General features: G+C 47.4%; 19 protein-coding genes and 1 riboswitch. Of the genes, 2 read left to right on the top strand and 17 right to left on the bottom strand.

Features of this window, described 5'->3' with window-relative positions; all coding sequences use genetic code 11:
• Positions 1-6: 6 nt before the first annotated feature.
• The 6 genes from uca to ST37_RS00145 form a co-directional block, all read right to left on the bottom strand.
• A complete protein-coding gene (uca, locus tag ST37_RS00170; RefSeq protein WP_084882350.1) occupies positions 7-3,597 on the bottom strand; it encodes an urea carboxylase in 3,591 nt (1,196 codons plus the stop codon).
• Between the two features lie 91 nt (positions 3,598-3,688).
• Positions 3,689-4,327, bottom strand: coding sequence for an urea amidolyase associated protein UAAP2 (locus ST37_RS00165; RefSeq protein ID WP_084882349.1), 639 nt, complete (start codon positions 4,325-4,327; stop codon positions 3,689-3,691).
• A gap of 10 nt (positions 4,328-4,337) precedes the next feature.
• Entirely contained in the window at positions 4,338-5,096 is a 759-nt protein-coding gene (locus ST37_RS00160) for an urea amidolyase associated protein UAAP1 (RefSeq protein WP_084882347.1), read from the bottom strand.
• Positions 5,097-5,106: 10 nt separating this feature from the next.
• Complete coding sequence (locus tag ST37_RS00155) at positions 5,107-5,892, bottom strand: ABC transporter ATP-binding protein (protein ID WP_084882345.1); 786 nt, start codon at positions 5,890-5,892, stop codon at positions 5,107-5,109.
• Positions 5,885-6,715, bottom strand: coding sequence for an ABC transporter permease subunit (locus ST37_RS00150; RefSeq protein WP_084882344.1), 831 nt, complete (start codon positions 6,713-6,715; stop codon positions 5,885-5,887). The genes ST37_RS00155 and ST37_RS00150 overlap by 8 nt, the downstream gene beginning before the upstream one ends.
• Positions 6,716-6,747: 32 nt before the next feature.
• On the bottom strand, positions 6,748-7,821 hold the full coding sequence (locus tag ST37_RS00145; protein WP_084882342.1) for a putative urea ABC transporter substrate-binding protein: 1,074 nt from the start codon (positions 7,819-7,821) through the stop codon (positions 6,748-6,750).
• Positions 7,822-7,885: 64 nt separating this feature from the next.
• Positions 7,886-7,982: riboswitch (guanidine-I (ykkC/yxkD leader) on the bottom strand.
• Positions 7,983-8,395: 413 nt separating this feature from the next.
• Between ST37_RS00145 and ST37_RS00140 the strand changes: the two genes are divergently transcribed.
• Positions 8,396-8,740, top strand: coding sequence for a hypothetical protein (locus ST37_RS00140; RefSeq protein WP_084882341.1), 345 nt, complete (start codon positions 8,396-8,398; stop codon positions 8,738-8,740).
• 146 nt (positions 8,741-8,886) lie between these two features.
• Here ST37_RS00140 and ST37_RS00135 read toward each other — a convergent pair whose 3' ends face one another.
• From ST37_RS00135 to ST37_RS00085, 11 genes are all read right to left on the bottom strand, one after another.
• Positions 8,887-9,441 carry a hypothetical protein gene (locus ST37_RS00135; protein ID WP_197687436.1) on the bottom strand — a complete coding sequence of 185 codons (555 nt, stop codon included), beginning with the start codon at positions 9,439-9,441 and terminating at the stop codon, positions 8,887-8,889.
• A 179-nt stretch (positions 9,442-9,620) separates the two neighbouring features.
• Positions 9,621-10,922 carry a phosphopyruvate hydratase gene (gene eno / locus ST37_RS00130; protein ID WP_084882339.1) on the bottom strand — a complete coding sequence of 434 codons (1,302 nt, stop codon included), beginning with the start codon at positions 10,920-10,922 and terminating at the stop codon, positions 9,621-9,623.
• Entirely contained in the window at positions 10,912-11,883 is a 972-nt protein-coding gene (locus ST37_RS00125) for an aminoglycoside phosphotransferase family protein (protein WP_084882337.1), read from the bottom strand. Before ST37_RS00125 ends, eno begins: the two co-directional genes overlap by 11 nt.
• A gap of 9 nt (positions 11,884-11,892) precedes the next feature.
• On the bottom strand, positions 11,893-13,371 hold the full coding sequence (locus tag ST37_RS00120) for an aldehyde dehydrogenase family protein (RefSeq protein ID WP_084882335.1): 1,479 nt from the start codon (positions 13,369-13,371) through the stop codon (positions 11,893-11,895).
• An 11-nt stretch (positions 13,372-13,382) separates the two neighbouring features.
• Positions 13,383-14,624 (bottom strand): hypothetical protein, encoded by a 1,242-nt coding sequence (locus ST37_RS00115; RefSeq protein WP_084882334.1) that lies wholly within the window; start codon positions 14,622-14,624, stop codon positions 13,383-13,385.
• A gap of 202 nt (positions 14,625-14,826) precedes the next feature.
• Positions 14,827-15,645 carry a class II fructose-bisphosphate aldolase gene (locus tag ST37_RS00110; protein WP_172400897.1) on the bottom strand — a complete coding sequence of 273 codons (819 nt, stop codon included), beginning with the start codon at positions 15,643-15,645 and terminating at the stop codon, positions 14,827-14,829.
• Positions 15,629-16,573: a carbohydrate kinase family protein gene (locus ST37_RS00105; protein ID WP_084882331.1), complete on the bottom strand. Its 945-nt coding sequence runs from the start codon at positions 16,571-16,573 to the stop codon at positions 15,629-15,631. Before ST37_RS00105 ends, ST37_RS00110 begins: the two co-directional genes overlap by 17 nt.
• A gap of 8 nt (positions 16,574-16,581) precedes the next feature.
• A complete protein-coding gene (locus ST37_RS00100; protein WP_084882329.1) occupies positions 16,582-18,102 on the bottom strand; it encodes a hypothetical protein in 1,521 nt (506 codons plus the stop codon).
• Between the two features lie 125 nt (positions 18,103-18,227).
• Entirely contained in the window at positions 18,228-19,208 is a 981-nt protein-coding gene (locus tag ST37_RS00095; RefSeq protein WP_197687435.1) for an ABC transporter permease, read from the bottom strand.
• Positions 19,209-19,219: 11 nt separating this feature from the next.
• Positions 19,220-20,695, bottom strand: coding sequence for a sugar ABC transporter ATP-binding protein (locus ST37_RS00090; RefSeq protein ID WP_084882327.1), 1,476 nt, complete (start codon positions 20,693-20,695; stop codon positions 19,220-19,222).
• Positions 20,696-20,757: 62 nt separating this feature from the next.
• The gene (locus ST37_RS00085; RefSeq protein WP_172400896.1) at positions 20,758-21,666 is read right to left on the bottom strand and encodes a sugar ABC transporter substrate-binding protein; all 909 of its coding nucleotides are present in this window, start codon (positions 21,664-21,666) and stop codon (positions 20,758-20,760) included.
• Positions 21,667-22,057: 391 nt separating this feature from the next.
• Here ST37_RS00085 and ST37_RS00080 point away from each other — a divergent pair, with 391 nt between their 5' ends.
• Entirely contained in the window at positions 22,058-22,966 is a 909-nt protein-coding gene (locus ST37_RS00080) for an AraC family transcriptional regulator (RefSeq protein WP_084882324.1), read from the top strand.
• Position 22,967 lies beyond the last annotated feature (1 nt).

Here is a 22,967-nt window from a genome sequence, read left to right as displayed (position 1 = left end):
TAGCTCCTATGCTTCACAGGTATTTACGACAACTAATGGCTCGCCCGCATGAACCTGAGCGCCGGCATCATGACAAATATGGTCGATCACACCTGAAACGTTTGCTGTCACCTCGAGTTCCATCTTCATCGCTTCTAATATCATCACAACATCGTTCTCTTTGACGGTTTGACCGGGCTCTACTAGCACCTGCCAAATGTTACCTGCCACATGGCTTTCAATGGCCTCTTGACCTTCATCAAGCTGCGTAAACACCGTAGACTCCTCGATTTCAGTTGCGACAAAATTAGCCTGACCCGTCTCTTCCCAGCGTTGTCTTTCTGCTTCAAAAGCGGTTTGCTGGCGGGTTTTACAAGATTTGATCTCTTGCGCATGCTCGTCTAGGAGCTGCTGATAATCGGCCAAGCAAAACACTGTCTCTTCAATCTTCATTGGGAATTGGCCGAGCGGATGTTTTTCACGAATATCAAGCAGCTCGTCGGCACTGACTTCGTAAAACTTAATCTGATCAAAGAAGCGCAGCAGCCATGGCTTATCAAACACATCCGTTTGGCGATAACGGTTCCACATCTGCAGCGTGCGGCCAACAAATTGATACCCCCCTGGACCTTCCATCCCATAGACACACATATAGGCACCACCAATGCCAACGGCGTTTTCCGGTGTCCAAGTTCTGGCTGGGTTGTATTTGGTGGTCACTAATCGGTGGCGTGGATCCATAGGGGTAGCTACGGGGGCGCCCAAATACACGTCGCCTAAACCCATAACAAGATAGCTTGCGTCAAACACAATCTTTTTGACGTCATCGACAGAATCTAACCCATTGATTCGGCGGATAAACTCAATGTTGTCTGGGCACCATGGTGCATCTTTTCGCACGATTTCGTCATACTTGCGAATGGCCAATCGAGTGGCTCCGTCATCCCAAGACAGGGGCAAGTGGACCACTCGAGCAGGAACCTTAAGGTCATCGATGTTTTCTAGTAAAGACTCAATCTCTTCCAGCTCAATGAGAAGATCTTCTCGCGGCAAAACCAAATTATCGTAATGGATTTGTAGCGAGCGAATACCTGGTGTAAGTTCCTGAACACCTTGTAGCTGTTTTTCCTGTAATTTCAGCATTAACGCATGGACTCTAAAGCGTAAGCGTATGTCGAGTTTTTGTGGGCCATACTCCACCAACAGGTAGTCTTCACCACTTGGGCGGTACACCACCTGCTCACCAAATTTTTCTGCGGGTATGGTTTTAATAACGGGCGAGCTCGGCGCTTCACGATCTAGCGCTAACTCTTCAACATTTGCCGTCGTCAGCTGATCAAGTTGATGACGCTCCGCTTGTTCAGCACTTGCTATAGAAACCGGAATAAAGCGAATTTTATCACCCGCCTTTAATTGCCCCATCTTCCACAAATCGGCTTTTATGATGGTCGCAGGACATACAAACCCACCTAAACTTGGGCCATCAGGACCTAAGATAACGGGCATATCTCCCGTAAAGTCAATTGTCCCCACCGCGTACGCATTATCGTGAATGTTTGATGGATGAAGACCTGCCTCACCGCCGTCTGCGCGAGCCCAGTTAGGCTTTGGCCCAATCAACCGAACCCCTGTGCGACTAGAGTTGAAATGTACTTTCCACTCGGCATCAAAAAAGGCGTCGATATCGTCGTCGGTAAAGAAATCTGGCGCACCGTGTGGACCGTAAATCACGCGAATTTCCCACTCATCGGTAATGCGAGGCTGTATCACGCTAGTGAGATTCGACGCTGTGTTTGATTCGCTCGCATTAAGGTGTAGCACATCACCAGAGCACAAAGCACGTCCAGCGTGGCCACCAAACTGCCCTAAGGTAAAGGTTGAACGACTGCCTAGATACTCTGGACAGTCGATGCCACCGTCAATGGCCAGATAGGTTCGAGCACCTTCTAAGATCTTACCTAACTTAAGGGTTTGGCCTGCTGCAATATCAATACGCGTGCCCATAGAGACACTATCACCCTCAAGCGAAGCTTGAATGGTGGCTCCGGTTAAACACACAGACGTTGCCTGGTTAAACTTAAGAGTGGGTCCCGATACGATGATCTCAAGTCCCGCACAATCAAGGTTGTTTCCCAACAAAGTGTTGCCGAGTTGAAAGCTTAGGCAATCCATAGGTCCAGACGGTGGAACACCGATGTCCCAATAACCGGTTCGTGCTGGGTAGTCTTGGATAGTTGTTTGAGTACCACCGCTAATCACATCAAAAGTGTTGGGTTGGTATTCAAATTGATTGAGAGACTGAGTTAGTACCTGACCGTCTTTAACAAGTTGGCTGTCCAACAACTGACTTAGGTAAGCTTTATTGTGCTCAATCCCATAAATTGTACTGTCATCCAATGCTAGCTTTAATTGTGAGAGCGCTTCATCGCGGCTCGATGCGTGCACAATAACTTTTGCCAACATCGGGTCAAAAAATGGCGAGACTTCAACACCGGCCTCTATCCAGTGTTCAACACGTAAGTTGTCTTGCGTAGCCCACTCGACGTGGCTTAACAATCCGGCGCACGGCTGGAAGTTTTTATTGGCATCTTCTGCATACAGGCGCACCTGAATCGCATGCCCTTGCGAGCGTAAATTTTGCCCTAAGGCGGCAAGATCAAGGTCATTTGCGCCTTGACGCACCATCCATTCGACCAGATCAACACCAAAGACTTCTTCTGTAACGCCATGCTCTACTTGCAAGCGCGTATTCACCTCTAAAAAGTAGAATTCTTGACTGCGTTGGTCGAGAACGAACTCCACAGTGCCTGCATTGCGGTAGTTCACCTGCTGAGCTAATCGGATAGCGGTATTTTGTAAATCTGTTCGTGTTTGCTGGCTTAAGTTTGGAGCAGGGGTCTCTTCAATCACTTTTTGGTTTCGGCGCTGAGCGGAACAATCACGCTCACCCAGTGCCACCACATGCCCTGCTCCATCACCAAAAATCTGTACTTCGATATGGCGTGCTTGCTGAATGAATTTCTCTAGAAAAACACCGCTGTTACTGAAGTTATTCTCGCTTAATCGCTTAACACTTTCGAACGCATCCGACAATTCTTTCGCGCTGCTGCAGCACTGCATACCGATGCCACCGCCACCGGCGGTACTTTTAAGCATGACTGGATAGCCAATGCGTTCAGCTTCTACTAGTGCTTGCTCTTTTCCGGTGAGTAAACCAGTACCTGGAAGCAATGGAACCTGAGCTTTCTGTGCCACTTCGCGAGCAGAGTGTTTTAAGCCGAAGGTCCGCATTTGGTCTGATGTTGGCCCTAGAAAAACCAACCCCTCCTGCTCACAACGCTCGACAAACTCAGGGTTCTCACTTAAAAATCCATAGCCGGGATGAATGGCTTCTGCGCCCGTCTGTTTTGCAATCTCAATGATTTTGTCTTGATCAAGATAGGTGTCTGTCGCTCCTCCTTTACCCAGCGAGCACGCTTGGTCAGCAGCAACAACATGTAAACTTTGGGAGTCCGCCTCGCTGTATACAGCGACACTCGAGATATTGAGTTGTTTTAATGTGCGGATAATTCGACAGGCAATGGCACCACGGTTAGCAATTAAGACCTTACTAATCATAATTTCGTCCCTAAAACCCGGGTCGTCCCGGAAAAATAAAGAGCATTCGATAGGGTCGTCCCTTGCTCATTTTTTAATTATGTGACTGACTTTATTGCCAAACAATCATTTCTACAGGCGTAGGATTGTAGGCATTACAAGGGTTGTTTAACTGAGGGCAGTTAGACATAAGAACAATCGTATCCATGTGCGCTTTAAGCTCAACGTACTTGCCCGCGCCGCTAATCCCATCTTCAAACGTCAGTCCGCCGTCAGAGGTAATTGGCACGTTCATGAAGAAATTGATGTTGTGAGTGATATCGCGCTTGGACATGCCAAACTGTTCATTTTCAGCCACCGCAAGCAACCAACTGTCTCTGCAAGCGTGCATGCATTTCTTTTCGACAGAGTAACGAACGGTATTGCTTTCGGTTGCGCACGCGCCGCCTAATGTGTCGTGTCGCCCACAGGTATCCGCGACAATTTCAAGCATCACGTTACCAAGATCCGATAAAATCTTAGTCCCTGCCGTCAAGTAGACATTGCCTTGCTCACGGATGGTATCTATCGCGCTATAGCGCTCCGAAGGATCGGCGGCACTGTAAAACAGTGTATCCGCGGCTTGATTGCCTTCTAAATCTAGAATGCGTAGGGTTTGCCCTTTTTTTATCACCTTCATGTAGTAGTCCCCGGCAGGAACAACGTCACGATGCAAGGCGGCTTGCGGATCTAATTGGCTTTCTAAAATCATAATGCGTTCCTTAACAGCAGTGACTAGTGGCGGGTGAAGTAGGGTTTGACTGCGCTAAGTAGCGTCGATTATTTTCAAATCCACGCGCATTCTCGTCTCGATGGTTGTAGCAAACATCGCTGTCTAGGCGCTTTTCCGATTCGAATACACACACTTCGACTGGTTTGAACGGGTACTCAGTCTGAGGGTTCATTGGGTGTGGACAGGTGGTCATCACCACTAAAGTATCCATCTCAAATCGAAGCTCGATACAATCACCTGCTTTGCTGTGGGATTCACCAAAAACTAGGTTCCCTGCGTCATCTGTCGACACTTTACTAAACAAGTTTACGTTGGCTGCTAAGTCACGTTTGCCTAGCCCGTATTTAGCGACTTCGACAAGCAAGGCATCAAACCCATTTTGCTTCCACTGGTTACGATCGCTTTGGTAATCGCGCTCGCCCCACTTTTGCGCGACTTTACGCTTGTTTGCAACGCCACATACCGTGTCTATCCAACCTGTGTCATCACGAACAATAGAGCAAAAAATCCGCCCCATATCAGAATATAGGCAGTTACCTTGGGTAAGTTTAAACGTGTGTTGACACTTCAACGTGTCGGGGGCGTTGTAGCGCTCTAGCAGGTTGCTAGGGTTGTAGAACAGCAGGCTCATGTTTGCCCCACCTTCTACATCTTTAAATTGTACTGTGTGGCCTTTTGGTACGACCATCGACCAATGAGAGGCGCCTGGAAGCGTATCGGTAAAAAGGCTTTCCTGATTTGCTAACATAATGTGTCCTTTATGCGATTTTTTTCTGAATCAAGTCAGGCATCGAATGTTCAACTTGTTCTGTAGGAATATCAAAAGTGACTTGAGCGCCGAACCTTTCTGGCGCTTGTTCATCGTTTCTGGCGTGATCAAATACCCATAAACGGCTGCCTAGGTGAAAGCCTTCACTCAAATCATGGGTGATCATAAACACCGTCAAGTTTTGTTCTTTCCATAAAGACTTCACTAAAACGTGCATATCCTTACGGATGCCAGGATCGAGCGCACCAAACGGTTCATCGAGCAGCAGGATGCGAGGCTTCTTAATCAGTGCTTGCGCTATCGACAATCGTTGTCTCATGCCCCCTGATAGCTCGTGCGGATACTTATCTTGAGCAGACAAAAGCCCAACTTGATCTAATATCTTTCTTGCTTGCTCGATCGCATCTTGCTTACGTTGCCCAAACAACCGTCCTAACAGCCGAGAAGAGGTGCCTTGAGTGTCGACTTCTAACCCCAGAACAACATTGTCCAGCGCCGTTAAATGCGGAAAAACAGAGTACTTTTGAAACACAATTCCGCGCTCTACACCCGGCTCCTGACTCAGAGGTTCCCCATCCAATAGAATCTCTCCACGAGAAGGGGTCTCAGTGCCTAGCAGCATGTTTAAGAACGTCGTTTTCCCGCAGCCTGAAGCACCGACAATGCTGATAAAGTCACCTTGGTTTACACTCAGATTGAGGCTTTCGAGTACGATGTTGCTGCCGTACTCTTTCCACACTTGATTGATCTCGATGATGGGTTGTTGATCAGCCATTTTCTTCTCCTTGCGTCTGGTGATACCAAGGGCTTAGTTTTTTCGATAACAAGCGCAATAGCCAATCCATGCAATAGGCCAATACTGTGATCCACATGACGTAAGGCAAAATCACATCCATCGATAAGTAACGTCGAACTAAAAATATTCGATAGCCCAATCCTTCTGTTGCCACTATGGCTTCTGCGGCAATAAGAAACAGCCATGCACTGCCTAATGTCAGCCGAACCGCTTCAATTAACTTGGGCATGATCTGAGGCAAAATGACTCTGACGATGATTTGCCAACTGTTGGCGCCCAGTGTCTGCGCTTTTATCAACTGCTCGTCGGGTAAGCTCTGAACTCGCAATTGAATATCTCGAATGATGATTGGACAGACACCAATCACTATCAGCACAACTTTCGACACTTCACCTACACCAAATGAAATGAACAAAATGGGTAGTATTGCCATCGGCGGAATTAACGAAATGGTGGTGATCACCGGTGACAGTGATGAGCGCACCAATGGGATGATCCCGGTCGCCACGCCTAAGCAAAGACCAAGTAAAGCGCTGAGCCCTATTCCCCACGCTAAGCGGGTCAAACTGGCAAATGTGTCTGTCCAAAGCAGATACTCGCCAGTACGACGGCTTGGCGTAAACGCCATTCTTTCAATGGCGTCAGCAAAGCTACTAAAGGCAGGGAGTAACTTATCTGCCGAGTTGGCTGCTAGCCTCGCATCGGAGGCAACAATATAAACCGCCAGCAAGATAAGAAACGGCATCACACCCAAGAACACTCTTCCCTGTCGAGAAGGGCGACGATTAATGAGCTTGGTCATAATAACTCCATAGATAATGACCTAAAGGGAGATTACAGCTTCTGGTCTGCGGCCATTTGCATGTACTCAGAGGTAAATCTCAACTTGATATTGCTCTCGTCACCGTATACGCCAGCAGGGGTCTCTATACCAATGAATCCAGCATCAGGAGCGCCCTCACCAAGCAAGCCATGCTCAAACGAGAACTCACTCACTTTTTGCATGGTGGTGGCCAGTGCAGGGCTTTGAGTAAAGCTCACCGCATCACTGGCTGAATAAAACATATTGGTCGATGCAAGCTGCGCCTTATATCCGTCGAGATCCGTGCCAGAAGCTTGCGCCATAAAGGTTTTCGCTTCGTCGCCCTCAGACTGTGACTCCATGATGGCCATGATTTCATACCAAGCACCGGTAAGCGCTTTACCCAACGCAGGGTTGTCGTTAAGTGTCTCGGTATTCACCACCAAAAGGTCGATGATTTCGCCAGGAATATTTGAAGAGTCAAAGACAAAAGAAGTGTCTGGCTGAGCGGTGATTTCGCTAAGAAGCGGGTTCCAAGTGACAACAGAAGAAACGTCGTCTGTGCTAAATGCTGCGACTAAGTCAGCGTCAGAGGTGTTGACCACGCGGACATCTCGCTCACTCAGTCCTACGCTCTCTAGCGCACGCGCCATAAGGTAGTGAGAAACACTGAGTTCCACTAAGTTAATCGACTGCCCTTTAAGGTCTTCGAGTGCTTTGTCACCTTTAAGGACAATGCCGTCGTTACCGTTAGAGAAGTCGCCCACAACCAGTGCTGTAGAGTCAATGCCACTGGCCGCAGGAATGGTTAATGCGTCCATATTGGTCATAACCGTGGCATCAAACTGGCCGGTGGTAAATTGGTTGATGGACTCGATATAGTCATTAACCTGAACGACGTCGATTTCAATGCCGTATTTATCCGCCCACTTATCGAGAATACCGGAGTGATCAGCGTAATCCCAAGGCATCCAACCAACGTAGATAGACCAAGCCAATGTGAATTTCTCTTTTTCTTGAGCGAGGGCAGAAGTAGAAAAGGTAGACGCAAGTAACGCCGCACCGACAAGTGATGTGATTAGACTTTTCTTAAATAGAGCTTTCATTGGAATCTCCTCCTGGAGTCACTGGGATATCGGAACAAGAGACATAACCAAGTGGCTTGGTTTAATCTCCCGGGCTTCTATCCCTCCGTGTGACCCCTTGCGAGGTTGACAACTCTCGACCCAGACACTGCGCAGCAGCCGGAACCCTAGATGTCTATTTCCAAATTGTGGTTAACCGTTCCTATACAGGACCACTTAACATTATGCTCTTGCGAATACATTGTGATTAATCCAAGGATTGTGCCATGATCACTAATCTTTAATTATCAACACTTTAGGGTATATACGTAATTAAATTCACAATGCTATTTCGATCCTATTGGTGCAAACTCCCCAAAGTGGTGCGCCATTTAATCAACAAACCTCAAAGAAACGTGAACACATAAATTGGCTGCTCTACTCACCAACATTTGCATGACACAACAGCAAAACCTTGCGTATCACATAACCAATTTTTGCTATGGGTACACAAGTTTTTTTCACTCTGTTTACTAAGGTGCTTAGCTTGATATAACACCCAAACCTACCTATAAATAGGTAGGTAATCCTTCATCACGACACGGAGGGAATGAGTATGAGTATTCAAATAGCGTTCTTGCTGGTGTTCATTGCAGGTGGCTTGTCTGTGTGGATATTAATGCGAATGTCCAATCGGGTTGAAAAGGATCGAATGGCGGTGATCAAACACAAAATCAGCGCTATGAATGGGAAAGTGAAAAGAATAGATCAAATTGACAGAACTCACTGTCCATTCAGTTCGGAATACCAAGATCCCGACTTAACCTATAAGTTTTACAAGGTTAGCTACGATAAGCACAACCAATCGAAAGTGTGCTGGGTGACGCTATTAATGAGCCAGCGGAGCTATGGACCAAGTAGCGCAATTCAGACTGACTGGGTTTGGCGTGATTTAGCCTAATTTAGTGTCTGATTGTTGCCAAGCCTATGGTTCAACAAACAGTAAGCCCTTAAAAATTAAAGCCCACGTTCTCCCTTGTCATTTCAACAGAGTTACGTGGGCTTCATTGTTCTTATGAGTGAACTGTTCTTATTTGTTACCCGTTCTTATTTGTGAACAATTAAGGCATCAATAATTGGATCCTCAGAAGCACTCATCACATCAGGGTTCACACCGTAGTGGCGACTGGTAAACGTAAAATCATGACCTTTGGTGTCTATGTTGTTGATCGCGCTTTCACCGCAGTTAAACGAAACCGTGACCGTGCCATCGATGTTTTTATCCCAAGAGTGAGAGCTAATATGCCTAACTCCATCGATTAAATATTTATCTCCATCGTAGGCGGTAATCGAAGTGAAAAACTTATTCTCTGGATCATTGAACGTCGTTGTGTAACAAACGTCTGACTTCAATTTTGGGCTGTTAGAGTATTTATTACCAACAAATGCTTCTGGGCTTGCACCACCCCAACCTGCCGCGTTTTCCAGATTCCACTGGTACAGATCAGTGAGCTGATCCGACGTTCTTGGGAATGTATGGGTAAACTTCTCCATGCCATTCACTTCTTGGGTGTATTTTTTCACCCAAGTTTCAACCTCTTCATAATCGTAGGATTGAACCTCGTAGTCCAACGCAAAATTAAACTCATGAACGTTTACCAAATCCAGCTGACTCGCCGCATATCGCCTGGTAAAGAGCTTATTATCATGTACGCGATATTGAGAAAGACCTATCGATTACTCATCAATAGGTCTTTGCTGATGTATCCAAGTTGAGGGAATTGATATCAGCAATGCCAGTCATACGTAACCCAACATAGCCTATTTCGCTATATGAGCAACTACGCCACAATACTGGTGCTGGTTAACTTAGCGTATATTGTGCCTCCTTCAAATCGCGCGTTGTCGCCTAGTTGCTGCGCAATGCGAATGACCTCATTCCACTTCACCATGCGCTCGCTGCGAGTAAATGAGCCCACTTTTAATTGCCCTGCGTCGGTTGCGACCGCAAGGTGAGATATAAAGGCATCTTCCGTTTCACCAGAGCGAGCTGAAACAACTGGCAGCCATCCTGCTTGCTGCGTAATTGCAATCGCCTCTAGTGTTTCTGTGACCGTGCCAATCTGGTTAAGTTTAATTAGCACACTATTAGCTAAGTTTTGGTCTATGCCCTGTTTAATGCGAGCAATATTGGTGGTAAAGAGATCGTCGCCGATGACTTGAATTCGGTCCCCTACTTGCTCAGTAAATCGTCGCCACATTTCAAAGTCTGTGTCGGCAAACGGATCTTCTATCGATAGCACTGGATAGGACTCGCACCAATCCAACATCAATTGTAAAAACTGCTCAGATGTGTAGCTTTTACCGTCAAGAGGTAAATGGTAGAGGCCGTCTCGATAGAGATCACTGGCAGCAATATCTAGTGAAATTGAGACCTCTTTGCCAGGTTCATAACCCGCTGTGGTAATGGCTTCAACCACAAACTCAAAGATAGCTTGATGATTATCAAACGTTGGCCAAAAGCCCCCTTCGTCAGCGGCGCCAGCCAACAGACCCCGCTCTTTAAGAAGAGCTTCGGCAGTGCGATAGATATTAAAGGTCACTTCTAGGGTATCTTGATAAGTCGTTGCGCCATTGACAATGATCAGGAAGTCTTGAATATCGGTGCGCCACTGCGCGTGTGCACCACCACCCACTAACTGGATCTCGGGTAACGGCAACAAAGTCCCTGAGCCTGTTGGTGCGAGCGACTTGTAGAGTGGTAGCTTGAGTGCCTTTGCTCGTGCATCAGCAACGGCAAGTGACACTGATAAAATAGCATTGGCACCTAATCTCGATTTATTGTCAGTGCCATCTAACGCGCACATTTGACTGTCGACGTCAGATTGCTTTTCTACAGACTTGCCAATAAGCGCTTGTTGCAGCTCGCCTTTTACGTGCTCAATCGCTTTAAATACCGACTGTCCCTTAAAGCGAGACAGGTCACCATCACGCATTTCTAAGGCTTCAAACTGGCCTGTAGAGGCGCCCGAAGGCACCATGCCCACACCACGCGTTCCATCGTCTAAGGTAACAACGGTTTCTAGTGTAGGCTGACCTCGAGAATCAAAAATTTGGTAGGCGTCTATCTGTTTAATGTACATCGTTTTTTACTCCTAAAATTAGCTGTTCCACAGAAGAGGCCGGATAGGCCAATTGCGATAATATCCATTGCCTTATCTGGGCCTTTTTATCTGTATTAAGGTATTCAACTGGCGATTTTCCATCGAGCCTTGCTAGCATCATGTAAAGTGACAGGGTAACCATGTGTTGTGCTTCAAGTTGTGAATAATGGGATGATCCCAGTGCGTGTTGATAGGCATCGATGAAGTGCTGCGCCAACGCGCAATAGTCTGACTGACCAAAATGGTGCGCTTTGAGCAGAAGATGATGGAGCATAAAGGCCACATCAAATGCAGGGTCACCAAACCAAGCAACTTCGCAGTCCACTATTTTAATTGCCTTAGCGGACACCAAAATATTTTTGGGACTAAAGTCACCGTGCACTAAGCAGCGTTTAGTGGTTGCTACTCGCTCTATCAATTCGGTGATCTGTGTAGCTAAACTTGGATGATTAGAAATCAACGATTCAAAATAGGGCTCAAGACGTAATTGGTAGAAATTTTCGTCCGAATCAAACAGCGCTTGTACATTGCTGTCGTCCCAGCTCAGGGCGTGAATATCCCCTAATGCCTGTCCAATGCGGCTCGCCACTTCAACCGAGCACTCTCCAACCATTAAGCGCTTTTTCCAATCTTTGTACTCGGCAGGAAGATACTCCATGGTAAAAAGCTGCTCTTCTTCTAACGAGTTCAAAATTTTAGGAACATAGTTAGGCAGCCTATCCCCAACATAGGTCAAGTAGCGTTGTTCGAAGATATTGCGATTGGTGTTTGCAAACCATTCTTGCTCTACATTCAGCTTGGCCAGCGCTCGCTTGGCAACAAAACGGCGCTGCTGGTCCTCTATCAGATAGATCTCGCAGCTTACCCCGCCCGTAAGCGGGGTTGCTGTCGCATGCTGTTTAGAGACCACATCGTGTTGCTGCAGTATGTCCAAAATCATGCGAATTCCTTAGCGCACTGCGGCAACTGATTGATGGCGTAAGTAACCTTCAAAGGTCGCTTTACTGTTTACTCCACCCCCACAGCCACTCTTATTACACGCGCCATAATGCAGGCCATACTCAAACACGTTGTGAGCGTTAATCCAGCTGTTCCCTCCAACTAACTGATGCGCGAGCACTTTGGCTTTAGCGAGGTCTTGGGACCACACACTGTTGGCCAAACCATAGAGGTTGCGGTTAGCTCGCTCAATCACTTCCTGCTCGTCGTTAAACTTCAGCAAGAACGAGACCGGACCAAAGATCTCTTCGATGGCCCACGGGTTATCATCGGCACCGGCCAAAAGTGTTGGCGTGATGTAGTTACCATCACTTAAGCTTTCGTCGCTAGGTCGCACACCCCCAGTGACAATAGTCGCGCCATGAGCCTGAGCATCGCCTATGCATTCAAAAATCTTGGCTAACTGTTTTTTAGTACAGATGGGGCCCATCTGCGCACTTTCGGTTAGGCCACGTCCCAATACAATCGATTCAAATGCCACTTTTGCTTTGGCAACAAATTCATCGTAGATATCATCATGGATATACCATCGCGATGCGGTGCAACACACTTGTCCAGCATTGAGCGTAATTGCCCCTGTCAGTCCTTCTACAGCGGCGTCTACGTCTGCATCGCTACAAATAATGGCTGCACCTTTGCCGCCTAGTTCTAATTTTGCTGGCACTAGATTACGGCCACAGACTTCACCAATATGACGGCCTACCGCCGTTGATCCCGTAAACGACATCAGCTTTATGCGTGGGTCAGAAATAAGGGCTTCACCCGCAACAGAACCACTGCCTGGAAGAACGTTAATAACGCCCTTAGGAAAACCGGCTTCTTCGGCTAACTTGGCTAAATATAGTGTCGATAACGGAGTCTCAGAGGCAGGTTTAATCACCACTGTATTACCCGCAGCAAGTGCAGGAGCAATCCCCCAAGCGCACAAAGTGAACGGGAAGTTCCAAGGGAAAACAAACGCCGCCACACCATAAGGTTTTTTCACCGTGTGGCTGTCTGTGACTTCCAGTCCGAGTTCGACCTCGTACTGTGCCTCTACCGCAAGGGTGGCAAAATAGTCGTAGCTGTCGGCCGCAAAGGGCACATCAAAACCCGTTGCTTCGGCTTTAGGTTTACCAACATCAATAGATTCTAGTTCGGCCAATATATCTTCATCACGACGAATCAAACTCGCTAGTTTTTGCAGCAAAGCTTGTCGCTTAGCAGGAGCGGTTGCTCCCCACGACTTAAACGCCACTTCTGCATGGCTAACCGCATCATTCATATCTTGCGGCTGCGCCATTGCTATTTGTGTCACGGCTTTGTTTGTTGCCGGATCGACCACATCAATACTTTGACCCGATCGTAGCCACTCTCCGTTGCTAAAAAACGCCAGTGGTTTGTTTTCAAGAAAAGCCAGGGTGTTTGGGTTTAGAGTCAGTTGTGTCATCTCTTTTGCTCCTAGTTATTATTCGCTACCGCTACAGCGGTAAATGAGAGGTCTAATGTGGCGATATGCCGCATAACTGCCGCCTCCATAATTGTGTTGAGGGTTGTAGGGTGTTGAGTAGAGTCTGTTGCGAGTGCGAGTTCATCGGACGTCAGCTCGAACAAACTGTTAATGCATGGGAAGGTGACGGTTTGCTGCGCTTTAATCCCGTAGCAGCTTGGTTTATCCATATAAGTACGTTGGCTTCGGCTATGCTCCAAACCTTGGCAACTCGAACCAATTGCTGCCTCCATCCCGAGCGCGTAGGTACGGTCAACGCCTCCTTGATAATCTGCCCACGGGGTAAAGTCTCGACCGCCGCAATGATTCCAATAGTTCATCGATTGAGCATTGACTTGGTTAGGTAGTCTAGAGAGCGGAATCACCGACAGATACGCCAGGTTTAAATAGGGATTAACGCACAAGCTCCACAATAGTTCGGGGTTATCCGTAGTGCCTGACACGAAATCTGAGTGCCCTGTATACCCATCCATCTGGTGTAAATTTTTCTGTCTTGCAGACTTAGTCGGTGCGGCTGAAAAATCGGTAAATTCAAGGTTGGGCTCTAACTGAGTGGTTTGATCAAACTCGGTTCCTGCCGGCGCCACTTTAAAGTGATTGCAGTTGTTAAACACCAGACATCCACGTTCTAAAAAGGGCGCGCCCAAGGTCGTATGCCATGCAAGATTAATATCGACGGCTTGTTCATTTGGGTTATGGACTTGCAACACGCAGTAGTGCGCACTCTGGTCTGCATACAAATAGTCCCATTTTTGGTATTGAAGTTGGCGATACTGGCCTTGCAGCTGCCAATGCGCGATGTTGGCCTTGTGATGGCTGTGTTGGTACTCAACGTCCACTTCATAACAGCGATTAAGTTGCCAGTTTGTATTGGCGCAATCTCCATGGGGTAATAGCTGATCATTGCCTGGGCCAAACGTTGGCGCACATGGGAATGTCCCTGCCGCTTGCCTCAATAATTCAATGCCCCAGTAGCTGGATTGTTCGGGATCGTTACTGTCCATGAACCCAGATTGAGACGCCTTAAAGTGAGGCTGCCAGTGAGTGTTAAGCCAAACTGCCCCGTCTTTATCGCGTAATCGCGTTGAAAACTCGGGAGTCATGCCACCAAAGTGTTGAACAAACAACCGGGTCGATGAGTTGGTGATCCATACTCCTGATTGCCCTAAATATGACGACTCTTGAACTGGCATAATGGCTCCTTGTGCTAAATTTTGGGTGCAGTAACCCCCAAAAAGTGTGTCACTTTCTGTCGTTGAAAAAACTTTTAGCTGTGAACTGCGTTAGCGGGCAGTCCACTGGTTTAAGCGCGTGGGTTGTAGGGAACCTATTGAGTGCTAAAGGCCGTTAACCTGCTAACACCTAACACAAGCCCCCCCACAACATTGGCACTGTCTAGCTCAGCATGTCCGTATATTTTTGGACCTCTTGCTCAATTTTGGGCAGCACACGTTGCATCGTCAGTGGTGGATAGGCCGACAATCCATCAACCTCAATCTCGTGCCCAAGTGTTTGCATATAGGTGGTATGTATGGCCGTGCCTACGTTGATTTTGGTAATTCCCATGGTGATGGAATGGCGAATATCGTCGGCGCTGATGCCCGTACCGCCATGTAAAACCAGTGGCGTACTAACAGCCTCATTAATTTGCGATAAGCGTTCAAAATGTATTTCTGGCTCGCCATCGTAATAACCGTGCGCGGTTCCTACGCCAACCGCGATCAGATCCGCACCCGATTGCTCTGCTAAGGCTTTAACATCACTCACCGCTGCAAGATAATCGCCGTCGGTAAATCCGCGACCTCGGATCTTGCCGATTTCAGCTTCAACCACCACACCTTTAGCGTGCGCATAATCAGCCACCTTTTTAGTGCCCTCAATGTTTTGCTCCAAACTTAACGCAGAGCCGTCATACATCACCGAGTCAAAACCGGCATCGACCGCCGCTAAACAGAGCTCTATATCGTCACAATGGTCGAGATGAAGATAAATTGGCACTGTGGCGTTTTTTCGCAGCCCTTGAGTCATCGATACAATAAGATCGAGACCTAAAGCATCCACCACGCTGGTATACGCCATCAAAAGCACCGGCACCTGCTGTTTTTCTGCAACCGCTACGATGGCTTTACCGTCCCAGATATCATTGAAATTGAAACCAATAATGCATTTACTGTTTTGGTGATATTCTTTAAGTAGCTCAGACAACGGCTTCATAATTATTTCCCTGTAATTCAATTTGTTGGTAGTTTTTGATTGCGCCTGTGGAGCCATATTGCTGAACCACTATCGCACCTGCTCGGTTGGCAGTGTGTACAGCATCTTTAAAGGGTAACCCGCGGGCAATTGACGCTAGAAATCCACTGACAAACCCATCACCGGCACCCGTCGTGTCGATAACACCGTCAATAGGTTTAGCGTTCACCCAAAAACCTATTTGGCCATCATGGGCGTAAGCGCCTTTTGCTCCCGCCTTAATCACAACCTGTGACACTCCTGCATCAACAAAGTATTGCGCGCACTCTTCGATGGTTGATTTTCCGGCGATCTGTTGGGCTTCGTTGAGTGTTGGTAGAAAGTAATCCAGGTTGGGTAACATAGGCCCAATGGTCTTTAACCACCGACCTCTATTATCCCACCCCACATCCAAACTGGTCTTAACACCTTGCTCGCGAGCCTTGGCAAACAGTTTGGGTAGCCCTTTTTCTTCAAGGCTTGGCAGCAGAAAGAATCCGCTACAGTGAACTATGTCGTGACGTAAAATTGCACTCTGATCGAGATCGCTTAGCGCCAGACTGTCAACGGCCCCACCACGGTATAAAAAGACTCTCTCACCGTGCTTATCCACCAGAGCAATCGCAACACCGGTCGAGTCACCGTCTGTTTGGTTGACGTACTGGGTATCGATGCCTTCTCCCGCATAAGTGTTCATAAGCCAATCGCCAAAAAGATCGCTTCCTAATTTGGTGTGCAAACTCACTGGCACGCCCATTGCTCCGAGGTTAAGCGCGACGTTAGCCGCATCGCCCCCTGGCTTCGTCGTCACCGTATCTAGCAGGGTCACATCTTGGGTAAAATGGAATGAATCAGTAGGACCTACTATCAGATCCGCGACCGCCATTCCTACGCATGCGATAGATTTCATAGCGCCCTCTACAATCGTCCAAAGCCGGCATGTTGACCCGCGTTGCACACTGGCAACTCTTCAACGCCTAACCAATAATTCAACACTTTTAAATCACTTAAGAAATGTCCGCGACCGACAATCCAATGGTGGTCAAGGCCTTGATCCAAGATAGTGCCTACTAGCTGTGCTGCCGTATGCTCGCGCGTTACAACTTCACCGTAGGTGCCTCTAAACTTCATGTCTGATTCCACAATATCGCCCTCAAAGGCTAATACATGGTCTATCGATGGAGCCTGATACTTAGCAATGGTTACCGGACCTGGCTCAACCAAAAACTCAAACAACATGCCCCAGGCGGTGTCGCTGTCGTAGTTTTCTAAAATGCCGTGTTTACGAGACTCAAAACCGCTGCCTTGTTTTCTAAGACGAGTTGCTGCCGAGCCGTTGTGCCAAACGCCTAAACGTTCACCGTCGTCAGATAAGTACGATATGTCAGAGAGCATAGGGATAGCAGCACCTGAAGAAAGCTCGTTAAACAGCATCATGGTGATCATTGCGCCTGTGTCCGCCTCATCCGACACCACAATGCCCTGGTCATTCATTAGCGCCATTGCTCCGTCACCTGCCACATTAAAGTGGTCAAATAGCTCTGGCCAGTTTTTAAAGCTGACACCGATGTACTCGCCCTCGCGCGCCACCGTCATCAAGGCGAGAGAGAGTCGAATGGTGTCGTGGACTTGTTTGTCAGGAACGTTATTGAACTTGCAATCAGGATCGTTCAATATCAGTCCGGCGACCTCAGCAACGTCGTGCTCAGAGAAATCCGCCATACGCGAGGTGATATCAACCAGATTGACCCGGTCAAACCCCAGCTCGAGCTTCTTCATAATTGCAATTTCGTTGATTTCACAGTCGTAAAAGCCCGGAACGCGGCTTGCGCCAGCAATCAATGCTTTGCGACCGCGAATATTGCCCAAAGCGCGGCTTACTCGTGCAAATCTCTGCACCTCTTCGGCTACGCGAGGTTGGTCTTCGTTGCAAAACAGCCACTGATATTTCACATCCAATGAATTGAGTATGCCCAATACAAAGTTTTGTGAGCACAGTCTGTTGGCCTGTAAATTTACACCATTACCCATAGGCTCAGGCATTGCTAAGCTAAATATTGGGGTTTGATGTTTTGCCAGCCAAGAGCCAAGTTGAGACCCCACCTCACCAGTGGTATACGCAGAGTGGCACAATACAATGCCATCTAATCCGCCGTGCGCCGCATCATCTAAGAAAGCTTTAAGCTGCAAATGGTCTTGAAACGGCTCTGGAGCTACAACCAGTTGATACTCCTCACTTGGCAATGCGTCTTCAACAATTTGCGCAACCTTGGTGGTGGTCTCGCGCGCCAAATCCCAATTAAAATGGATTTCTATCGCGACAGAGACAAAGGCGATCCTTGATACGCGCTGTGCTTTCGGTGCAGGTATAAGTGAGGCGATAAACTCACTGGCGACGCCGGGTGAAAATTGCGCCTCTGCAGTTGGTGTTGTTGTCATTGTTAATCTCCATTTACTAACGCTTTAATGCACTATCTCTAATAACCTAATCGGTCCACTTAACGAGGGCTAAGTCGCCCTCAAAATCTCATAACGAGTGAGGGCATCCCCTCTAAAACAGCGAGCTACTTGCTCTTGTGACTGGTCAATTGGTCGAGGCCAACTGCCGTCAGTAGCACCATTCCTTTCACCACCCACTGCACATACTCGTCAATGTTGAGTAGGATCATGCCGTTTGACAGCACGCCCATGATCATCACACCAGCGATCACACCAGTAAGTCTTCCTGACCCACCCATAATCGAGACACCACCAAGTACCACCGCGGTAATGATGTCCATCTCGTATCCTGTACCGCCGCGTGGTTGGCCGCTGTTTACTCGCGCCATCAATACGATGCCGGCAAATGTGGATAGGAAGAATCCAATCAGGTAAACCTTGGTTTTAAGTCGCTCAACATTAACCCCAGATAAGCGCGACGCTTCTTCATTACCGCCAGTGCCATACAGGTGGCGACCAAACGCGGTTTTGTTCAGCAATACGTATCCAAAGATGAACACAGCAACCATAAGAATGACGGGGAAAGGAATGCCAAACACCCAACCTTGACCGATAAATTTCACGGACTCTGGAAGGCCATAAATAGGCAGACCGTCGTTAAGTATGTAAGCAACGCCGCGAAGTGCGGTCATAAGACCTAAGGTGGCAATCAGTGGTGGAATGCGGATCTTGTTGATCATCAGTCCTGTAATAGCGCCGAAGAACAAGCCAATACCTAACGTACCGACAACCGCAATAATCGGAGGTACGCCAGCATTAAGCATCAGCGCACAGGCCATCCCGGCTACACCGATCATCGAGCCTACGGACAGGTCGATACCGCCAGTAAGAATGATCATTGTCATCCCCACCGCGCATATGCCGATGATGGACACTTGTCTTAAAATATTGAGCAAATTGACCTTGGTTAAAAAGCTGTCAGACAGCAGGCTAAACGCAATCACCAATACGATGAGAGCAATAAAAATCCAGTACTGAGACAGCAATGTAAGTAGATTTTTGCTGTTCCATTTTTCCACTGGCATCGATACTTGAGAGTTTTCCATAATCGATTCCTTTAAAATCCTGAAGCGTATTTGAGTACCGTCTCTTGGCTGTACTCATTAGGGAGGAGTTCTTTCGCGATAGCGCCTTCGTGGATCACCAACACGCGGTCAGACATGCCCAGTAGCTCTGGCATTTCTGAGCTGATCATGATGATGGAGACGCCTTTCTCGGTGATTTGACGCATTAAGTCGTAGATTTCGGACTTTGCACCCACATCAATACCGCGGGTAGGCTCATCAAAGATCAGAACCGAGCAATCATTTAGCAACCATTTGGCTAGCACCACTTTTTGCTGATTCCCGCCAGATAGATTGCCAACCAACTGATCGATAGAAGGGGTTTTCACATTCAATTTTTCGATAAACTGAGCGGTCGCCTCTCTCTCTTTATCGGGCTGAATGATCCCCTGCTCTGCAAATCGTGACAGACACGAATAACTCACATTGTCACTGATCGACATACTCAGCAGTGCGCCTTGCGTTTTGCGATCTTCAGGGAGTAATCCAATACCGGCATTAATGGCATCGTGAGGGGTTTTGACTTGCAGCGTGGTGTTATCCAGCACGACTTCTCCCGAGGTCATTGGGTCTGCACCAAATATTAGGCGGGCAATCTCTGTTCTACCCGCACCAACCAAACCGGCTAATCCCAGGATCTCTCCCTTACGCAGGTTAAAGCTAACGTCGTTGACCAGCGGAGACGATAGGTGCTTGACCTCCAATGCAACCTCACCAACTGGATGCAGTCTAGGTGGGTACTCATTGGTAATGGTGCGCCCTACCATTAAGCGAATCAGCTCATCCTCATCGACTTTGTCGATGTCGCAGGTGGTGATGTATTGGCCGTCACGTAAAATCGTCACGCGATCGCACAGGTCAAACACTTCATTGAGCCTGTGGGAGACATAAATAATGGTCACCCCCTGGCTTTGCAAGCGTCTAACCGCCTCATACATAAATTTTACTTCTTGGTTGGTCAGAGGTGCTGTCGGCTCATCCATGATCAGCAAACGGCACTCTTTGGAGACCGCTTTCGCCAGTTCGACTAACTGCTGAAAACCAATGCTCAAGGATTTAATTTGAACCGTTGGATCGATATCAGCACCAAGGCTGTCGAGCAGTTCACTGGCCATTTGGTTCATGCGAGGCTTGTCCAGCAACATGCCTTTATAAACCTCATTACCATAAAATATGTTCTCGGCAACGGTGAGCTCCGAAAACAGACTTAACTCTTGATAGATAGCGGAAATTCCCAAATCAATAACCGCTCTAGGATCACCACTTGGCAGTGATTGACCTTCAAATACGACTTCACCTTTGGTGGGGTTTATTGCCCCAGTAATGGTTTTAATTAGCGTGGATTTTCCGGCACCGTTTTCACCCATGATGGCGTGAACTTCACCGGCTTGCAGATCAAAGCTGACGCCAGCCAGTGCTTTAACACCGGGATACTCTTTCACTACGGATTTAAGACTCAAAATCGACATAAGTGCATCCTTTCAAAACTGGATTATGGGAGCCAAATGAGGCTCCCCATCGTGGCTCCGCTCTACTTAGCAAGCAGTGGGAACATTTCGATTTTCACCATTTCATCAATTGGGCCGTCATCTTTTACTTTCAGTGCGACTTCGACAATCATCTCGCCAGTCACGTAAGGCGCGATATCAACAGTGCCTTTGTACATCGTGTTTTGAGCGATTTTATTTTGCGCTTCTTCGGTAGCATCGAGTCCAAACAGTGCAAACTCTTCTTCGTTGACGCCCATACCTTTAAGCGCTTCAAACGCGCCAAGGATACCTGCGTCGTTCATGCCAACGAAGACACGCACATTTGGACGTGACTGCATAACAACTTCTGCAGCGCGAGCGCCCGTTTCTGGGGTGTAACCGCTCTGCTCGGCTGCAATCACTGCGTTTGGAGCAAAGTCCATGATGCCTTTTTTAATGCCGTTAGTGCGTTCAACCAATGCAGAGACTTCAGGCTGGCCTAGTACGGCAACTTCTGCTTTACCGTCCATGTGATCGGTTATGTACTGCCCTGCAAGCTTGCCGACTTCGTAGCCGTATTCAAACTCAATTAAACCAATTTGGGCGTCTGCACCTTCCATTGCTTGGTGGGCGTTGACCACGGGGATGCCGTTTTCATGGGCAAGCTTAATTAATGGCTCAACAGCAATGGCATCAATTGGGCTGATCACAATCGCGTCCATGCCTTGAGCCACGAAGTTTTCAACGGCGGCAATTTGACTTGCCGGGTCCGATTTTGCATCGTGTATGGTTACTTTTACGTCCAACGCTTTTGCTCTGTCTTTCACACCATTAGTCACAGCGATAAAGTAAGGATTCGCTAAATCCATGGTGGTGTAACCTATCTTGGTGGTTTTTGCTTCAACGGCGGTTGCAACGACAGACGCTGCAAGTAGTGCGGTACCTAGTAGTAACTTTTTAATATTTTTCATGTTTACCTCAGTTCCATCCATTTGGTAATCAATCACAAGTCAATACAGCTCACTTTGGCTTTGATTTATTTGTGGGTACTGGTGTAGGGCCAGTAATCACTAGCCTACGTGATGAAAAGTCACTGCACTGGGCGTTTTTTGTTCGCTTCTGGTCCAAAATTAGCTTTGGGCTTGCACTATGATGGGGCTCACAAATTGGCTAGACCAATTATTGAAAACGACCTTTTAAGGTCACAATAGAAGGATTATTTAGGGGTAACACCATGATTTTATTGCTATATTTTTCATTAAATTAGCCTTTAGTCGCAGCTGTGACCCGATTCTAGTATTGGTCACCACCCGCTATACAAACTCGAATTAAATGTTAACAATATAATCTTCAGGTCATGTATTGAGCTGTATCGAAGCGTCGAATATCGTTTATATCGAAGTCGGAGTCGAAGGTTTGAGAGCAATTAAAGAAAATGTTCTATGTACTACCGAAACATTTACCGCGTACTTATTTGAAGGGGAGCAATTTAACCATTCTTATCATTTTCATTTTGAAATTGAGATCGTCCTAATAGTCAAAAGCCATGGCAGTTTGGTGATCGGCGATCACATCTCTACCTATCAGGAAGGGGACGTCTATCTGTTTGGTCCAAACCTCCCACATTCGTTTGTGTGTGGTACAGATACCCACCTTGCTAAGTCATTAGTGATCCAATTTGATAAGAACTGTTTTGGCGAGCTGTTTTTCTCGTTGCCTGAATTTAAAACCATTAATCTATTACTCGAAAAAGCCACCTTGGGGCTAAGGCTTCGCCAAGACGCCAATGATATTTCCAGCAGGATCAGTCAAACCTGCTCGACGCAGGGTGCGAATTCCATCATTAGCCTGTTAAAGTTATTGCATGAATTGAGCAGCAACGAGAACGTAGAAACAATATTAGATGACTTCCACCTACAGCAGCACAGTATTGAAACCCACCGACTCAATGCCGCCATCAATTGGGTGGATGTCCACTTTAATAAGCCAATACAGCTAAGCCAAGTCTCCGAGCTGGCCGCGCTTACTGAGCACGCTTTTTGTCGCGCGTTTAAACGAGCCACAGGTAAGACGTTTTTGCAGTATTTAAATGACAAACGGGTGCACGAAGCAGCCCAATTGTTGATCGAAACAAACCGGCAGATCACCGACATTGCCTACGACGTCGGTTTCACTAACATCAGTAGTTTTAATCGCTACTTTAAAAAGGTGAAACAGCACTCCCCGTCAGACTTTCGCAGAAGTTTTAATATCCTTGAGCAAGATAGCTGAC

It is taken from the genome of Vibrio sp. qd031 (assembly GCF_002100145.1).
GTDB lineage: Bacteria > Pseudomonadota > Gammaproteobacteria > Enterobacterales > Vibrionaceae > Vibrio.
Note: the sequence above shows the minus strand (reverse complement) of the source record. Positions and strands in the feature narration are given on the sequence as shown.

What these genes read in the sequence shown, in the direction of transcription:
- ST37_RS00085 (WP_172400896.1), bottom strand. Translation starts at nt 21,666, where the DNA reads ATGAAAAATATTAAAAAGTTACTACTAGGTACCGCACTACTTGCAGCG.
- ST37_RS00110 (WP_172400897.1), bottom strand. Translation starts at nt 15,645, where the DNA reads ATGAAGCCGTTGTCTGAGCTACTTAAAGAATATCACCAAAACAGTAAA.
- ST37_RS00145 (WP_084882342.1), bottom strand. Translation starts at nt 7,821, where the DNA reads ATGAAAGCTCTATTTAAGAAAAGTCTAATCACATCACTTGTCGGTGCG.
- ST37_RS00155 (WP_084882345.1), bottom strand. Translation starts at nt 5,892, where the DNA reads ATGGCTGATCAACAACCCATCATCGAGATCAATCAAGTGTGGAAAGAG.
- ST37_RS00140 (WP_084882341.1), top strand. Translation starts at nt 8,396, where the DNA reads ATGAGTATTCAAATAGCGTTCTTGCTGGTGTTCATTGCAGGTGGCTTG.
- ST37_RS00150 (WP_084882344.1), bottom strand. Translation starts at nt 6,715, where the DNA reads ATGACCAAGCTCATTAATCGTCGCCCTTCTCGACAGGGAAGAGTGTTC.
- ST37_RS00125 (WP_084882337.1), bottom strand. Translation starts at nt 11,883, where the DNA reads ATGATTTTGGACATACTGCAGCAACACGATGTGGTCTCTAAACAGCAT.
- ST37_RS00120 (WP_084882335.1), bottom strand. Translation starts at nt 13,371, where the DNA reads ATGACACAACTGACTCTAAACCCAAACACCCTGGCTTTTCTTGAAAAC.
- ST37_RS00165 (WP_084882349.1), bottom strand. Translation starts at nt 4,327, where the DNA reads ATGATTTTAGAAAGCCAATTAGATCCGCAAGCCGCCTTGCATCGTGAC.
- uca (WP_084882350.1), bottom strand. Translation starts at nt 3,597, where the DNA reads ATGATTAGTAAGGTCTTAATTGCTAACCGTGGTGCCATTGCCTGTCGA.
- eno (WP_084882339.1), bottom strand. Translation starts at nt 10,922, where the DNA reads ATGTACATTAAACAGATAGACGCCTACCAAATTTTTGATTCTCGAGGT.
- ST37_RS00115 (WP_084882334.1), bottom strand. Translation starts at nt 14,624, where the DNA reads ATGCCAGTTCAAGAGTCGTCATATTTAGGGCAATCAGGAGTATGGATC.
- ST37_RS00160 (WP_084882347.1), bottom strand. Translation starts at nt 5,096, where the DNA reads ATGTTAGCAAATCAGGAAAGCCTTTTTACCGATACGCTTCCAGGCGCC.
- ST37_RS00100 (WP_084882329.1), bottom strand. Translation starts at nt 18,102, where the DNA reads ATGACAACAACACCAACTGCAGAGGCGCAATTTTCACCCGGCGTCGCC.
- ST37_RS00105 (WP_084882331.1), bottom strand. Translation starts at nt 16,573, where the DNA reads ATGAAATCTATCGCATGCGTAGGAATGGCGGTCGCGGATCTGATAGTA.
- ST37_RS00090 (WP_084882327.1), bottom strand. Translation starts at nt 20,695, where the DNA reads ATGTCGATTTTGAGTCTTAAATCCGTAGTGAAAGAGTATCCCGGTGTT.
- ST37_RS00095 (WP_197687435.1), bottom strand. Translation starts at nt 19,208, where the DNA reads ATGGAAAACTCTCAAGTATCGATGCCAGTGGAAAAATGGAACAGCAAA.